This window comes from Halorubrum sp. SD612 (genome assembly GCF_002135005.1).
In genome coordinates this window covers 1-1,911 of the sequence record NZ_NEWI01000298.1, presented here as the reverse complement: position 1 = coordinate 1,911, position 1,911 = coordinate 1, and the positions used below count along the sequence as shown (strand labels likewise).

General features: G+C 68.0%; 1 protein-coding gene. It reads right to left on the bottom strand.

Going from position 1 to position 1,911, the window contains the following annotated elements; translation table 11 throughout:
* The coding region (locus B9G38_RS16645; protein WP_143415587.1) for a DNA-directed RNA polymerase subunit A' at positions 1 to 1,911 on the bottom strand (1,911 nt) is incomplete at both ends.

Genomic DNA, 1,911 nt, shown 5'->3' with positions numbered 1-1,911 from the left:
CCTCGCCGGAGGAGACCTTCACGGGCGAGGTGCCGTCCTCGCCGAACTCGAACTGGACGATCCGGCCCGAGGTGTCCCGGACCGTGCCGTCGTACTGCGCCTCCAGCTCGGAGAGCGCGTTGATGAGCCGACGCTGGAGGTAACCGGACTTGGAGGTCCGGACCGCCGTGTCGACGAGCCCCTCGCGGCCGCCCATCGCGTGGAAGAAGAACTCCTGCGGGGTGAGCCCGCCGCGGTAGGAGTTTTCCACGAAGCCGTGCGCCTCAGAGGAGAGGTCGTTCGGTCGGTAGTGCGAGAGCGTCCGGTCCTCGTAGCCGCGGTTGATCCGCTCGCCGCGGACCGCCTGCTGACCGACCGACCCGGCCATCTGCGTCAGGTTCAGCATCGAACCGCGGGCGCCCGAGCGCGCCATCACGACCGCCGGGTTGTCGTCGCCGAAGTGCTGGTCGGCGATCTCCCCGGCCGAGTCGCGGGCCTTCCCGAGCGTCTGCATGATCTTCATCTCGAGCGTCTCGTCGACGCCGCGGCCCGGCAGCGACTCCAGCTCGTCGGCCTCGTACGTCGCGATGAGCTCCTGAACGCGGTCGTAGGCGCTCTCGATCGCTTCGTCGACCTGCTCTTCGGCCTCCGGCGGGATCGACTCGTCGTCGATCCCGATCGAGAACCCGAAGTTCATGATCGCGCGCATCGCCAGCGACGCGATCTCGTTGATGAACACGCGGGCGCGGGTCTCGCCGTACTCCTTCGTGAGCGTGTCGACGACCTCGCCGCCGAACGCGCCGACCGCGTCCTCGTCGATGGTCCCCTCTATCAGCTGTCCGTCCTCGATGACGACGCTGTCGCCGGCCGAGGAGGTAAACGAGAGGTCGAGGTCGTCCGGGAGCAGCTCCGAGAACAGCGTCCGGCCGGTCCAGAACTCGCGGCCGTCGTCGTCGACGCCGTCCGCCTCGGGCAGTTCGTCCACGCGCGTGGCGCGGAGCAGGTCCAGCGCCTGCGTCTCCGTGAACTCGGGGTTCGAGTGGGTGAGCAGGTAGGTGCCGGAGATGTGGTCCTGGATCGCGCCGATGATGTTCCCGCCGAACCGGGGCGAGAGGATCTGCTCTTGGACGCGCATGAGGACGCGGGCCTCGGCGCGGGCCTCCTCGTTTTGGAGCGCGTGCATGTTCATCTCGTCGCCGTCGAAGTCGGCGTTGTACGGCGGGCAGACGACGGTGTTGAGCCGGAACGTCTTGTACGGCATCACCACGACCTCGTGGGCCATGATGGACATCCGGTGGAGCGACGGCTGTCGGTTGAAGATCACGATGTCGCCGTCCACGAGGTGGCGGTTCACCTCCCAGTCGGCCTCGACCTTCTCGGCGAGCTCCTCGCAGTTCTTCTCGGTCACCTTCAGCCGGCGGCCGTCGGGACGGCGCACGTAGTTCGCGCCGGGGTGGGCCTCGGGCCCGTTGCGCACGTACTGCCGCGCCTCCTCGACGTTGCGCTCGGTGACGTTGAGCGTCTGGGTCATCTCCTTGGCGACCCGGTCCGGAACGCCGACCTCGTTCAGCGAGAGGGTCGGGTCCGGCGAGATGACGGTCCGGGCGGAGAAGTTGACGCGCTTTCCGGAGAGCGAGCCGCGGAAGCGGCCCTCCTTCCCCTTCAGCCGCTGACTGAGAGTCTTGAGGGGACGGCCGGAGCGGTGTCGCGCCGGCGGCGTCCCGCTGATCTCGTTGTCGACGAAGGTTGTGACGTGGTACTGGAGCAGCTCCCAGAGGTCCTCGATGATCAGCTGCGGAGCGCCGGCCTCGCGGTTCTCCATGAACCGCTGGTTGATCCGGATGATGTCGACCAGCTTGTGGGTGAGGTCGTCCTCGGAGCGCTGGCCGTTGTCGAGCGTGATCGAGGGACGAGTGGTCACCGGCGGCACCG